The sequence below is a fragment of the Luteimicrobium sp. NPDC057192 genome (assembly GCF_042670205.1).
In the GTDB taxonomy this organism is placed as follows: domain Bacteria; phylum Actinomycetota; class Actinomycetes; order Actinomycetales; family Cellulomonadaceae; genus Luteimicrobium.
Window position 1 is genome coordinate 1 of record NZ_JBHUWD010000070.1, and the last position, 3,069, is coordinate 3,069.

Annotated in this window: 2 protein-coding genes; both read left to right on the forward strand. The window is 70.7% G+C overall.

The features are described 5' to 3' along the window. The first annotated feature begins 72 nt into the window (after positions 1 to 72). Positions 73 to 423 carry a DUF2277 domain-containing protein gene (locus ACFT5B_RS19410; protein WP_386800831.1) on the forward strand — a complete coding sequence of 117 codons (351 nt, stop codon included), beginning with the start codon at positions 73 to 75 and terminating at the stop codon, positions 421 to 423. Positions 424 to 532: 109 nt separating this feature from the next. Next, entirely contained in the window at positions 533 to 3,019 is a 2,487-nt protein-coding gene (locus ACFT5B_RS19415; protein WP_386800832.1) for a glycoside hydrolase domain-containing protein, read from the forward strand. Positions 3,020 to 3,069: the final 50 nt, after the last annotated feature.

Consider the following 3,069-nt stretch of genomic DNA (forward strand, 5'->3'; position numbering starts at 1 on the left):
GGGACCCGGAGACGGGGCCCGCCGCCGTCGTCGTCTCTCGACGCGCTGGAGGCACCGATCTAGCCTCGAGGCATGTGCCGGAACATCACCACCCTGCGCGGGCTCGAGCCGCCCGCGACGTCCGAGGAGGTCGAGGCCGCCGCGCGCCAGTACGTGCGCAAGGTGACCGGCGTCCAGAAGCTGAGCGACGCGACGCGCGACGCGTTCGAGACGGCCGTGGCTGCGGTCGCCGCGGCGACCGAGAGGGTGCTCGACGAGCTGCCCGAGCGGCGCACTCCCCCGCCGACGCTGCCACCGTTGCGGCGCGCGGAGGTCCAGGAGCGGATCGCGCGCCGGATGGCCGAACGCGAGGAGCACGAGCGCCTGCACGACCTCGGCCTCGCGCACGAGCACGCCGACGACGGGTCGGTCGTGCGCGCCTGAACCGCCCTTCGGACCTGCGGACTTGGCCGCGGTCGGCGACCTGACCTAGGGTGACACTCGTCCTGACACCGTTGTCAACCGCCCGCGGTGGGCGGAAGGAGTGGATCCCATGCGAAGGTCAGCCCTCATCCGATGTAGCGCTCTCGCCGCGGGAGCGGTGCTCGTGGCCGGGCTCGCGCAGCCCGCCGTCGCGGACCCGAACGGTCACGACACGACGCCCGGCAACGGCGCGGAGCTGCCTCTCACCCAGTACGTCAACCCGTTCATCGGCACGGCCGTCTCCTCGACGAGCGGGTACGCCGGCAACGTCAACCCCGGCGCGCAGGTGCCGTTCGGCATGGTCGACTTCGGCCCCGACATGCAGCGCACCAACTTCAACGGCTCGGGCGGCTACCTCACCGCGGCGAACGCCACGAGCGGCCGGGTCAACTTCTTCAGCCTGACCCACCTCAACGGCCCGGGCTGCCCCGGTCAGGGCGTGGTCGGCATGATGCCCGCCTCGACACCGCAGGCCGTCTCGACCGCGGCCGGCAAGCCGGTCGGCGTCACGTTCAAGACCGCCACCGAGTCGGCGCACCCCGGCGAGTACGCCGTCACGCTCGACAACAAGGTCGGCGTGGACCTGACCGCGACCACCCGCACGGGCATGGCGCAGTTCACGTACCCGGACAAGGACTCCGGCTACTTCTCGCTCGACACGCGCCTCAACGCGAACAGCAACATGAGCAGCAGCGCCGGGAAGATCTCCGCCGCGAACACCGCCCTGACCGTCGCCGACGACGGCCGCGTGCTCACCGGCAAGACCGTCGCCCCCGCGTTCTGCACGCCCTACGGCACGCAGTTCAACTCGAACGTTTACTTCTACCTCGAGGCCGACAAGCCCCTGCGCGCGCAGGCCGACGGCAGCACCGTGAACACGGTGAGCAACGGCGCCACGCTGCTGCAGTACGACCTCACGGACAAGGACCCGACGCTGACCGTCCGCGTCGGGATCTCCTCGGTGAGCATCGCGAACGCGAGGCTCAACCTGAAGACCGAGAACGCCCGCTCGACGTTCGACCAGGTGCGCGACGCCGCCGACGCGACGTGGAACACGCGTCTCAACTCGGTGCAGGTCGCGGAGGCCGGCCGCTCCGCCTCCCTGACGGCGGACCAGCGCACCGACCTCACGAAGTTCTACACGGGCCTGTACCGCGTGTTCGGCTCCCCGACGACGTACTCCGACGTCAACGGCGACTTCCGCAGCATGGAGCAGACCCCGCCGTACCCGAGCACGGTCGACACGTCGGGCAGCGTCCCCGACCGCCCCGTCGTGAACGTCCGCGACTACTCCTACACGCGCCCCGACGGTTCGAAGGGCAGCTACGGCACCCACTACTCGAGCCTGTCGATGTGGGACACCTACCGGTCCCAGGCGCAGCTCCTCGCGATGCTCGCGCCCGACGTCGCGAGCGACGTCATGCAGTCCCTCGTCGTCGACGGCGAGCAGTGCGGTGCGTTCCCCCACTGGGTGGACGCGAGCGACGACTCCACGCCCATGGCGGGCGACAACGCCCTCCCGGTCCTCGCGGCGTCCTACGCGTTCGGCGCGAAGGACTTCGACGTGACGACGGCGGCCCGCCTGGTCAAGCAGTCGGTCTTCGACCCGACGAGCGCCTGCAACGGCCGCGCGAGCATGGCCGACGCCGAGGCGTACCTGCGCGACGGGTACCACCCGGACACGACGTCCGTGAACGTCGAGCAGTGGGCCGGCGACAACGCGGCCGCGACGTTCCTCTCTGCCCTGCCCGCGAGCGTGCTCGCGGACCCGAGCGTCGACGTCACGCAGGCGGACATCGCGCGCCTGCAGGACCGCACGACGTGGTGGAGGAACATCTTCGACTTCACCAACGACACGCTGGTCGCCCGCAAGGCGCCCACGGCTCCGGGCGTGCCCGGGGCGCTGGAGCCCGGCTGGTACCACGAGTCCACCGAGCCGAACTACTTCTGGTCGTTCGGCTACGCCTGGCCCGACCTGATCCGCACGATCGGCGCGGACAAGGCCGTGGACCGGCTCAACACGCTGTTCTCGATCGACTCCGCGCTCACCAAGGTGCCGACCCTGGCCCAGCTCAACGGCGGCCAGGACTCGCAGGGCTTCTACATGGGCAACGAGATGGGCTTCCCTGCGCCGTGGGCGTACGACTTCGCGGGCAGGCCTGCGTCGACGCAGTACATCGTGCAGCAGCTCATGCACACGGCGTTCAGCACCGCGCGTGACGGCCTCCCGGGCAACGACGACATGGGTGCCCTGTCGAGCTGGTACGTGTTCGCGGGGCTCGGGATGTTCCCGGTCTCGCAGGCGGACGGCGGGCTCGCCCTGTCCACGCCGCAGTTCTCGGACATCACGCTGCGCCTCGGCGGCAAGCACAAGGTGCGGCTGCTCTCGGACGCCGACGCCACCACGTCGCCGTTCATCGCGTCGCTGCGGGCCGACGGCACGCAGCAGGACCGGGCGTGGCTGTCGATGGACGACCTCGCGTCGACCCAGCACCTGCGCTACACGCTGAGCAGCACCCCGACGTCGTGGGCGACCACGACGAACCCGCTCGGCTGACCCGGGAACCGCCACGACGGGGGCGGGCGTCGCACGTTATGGTGCCACGC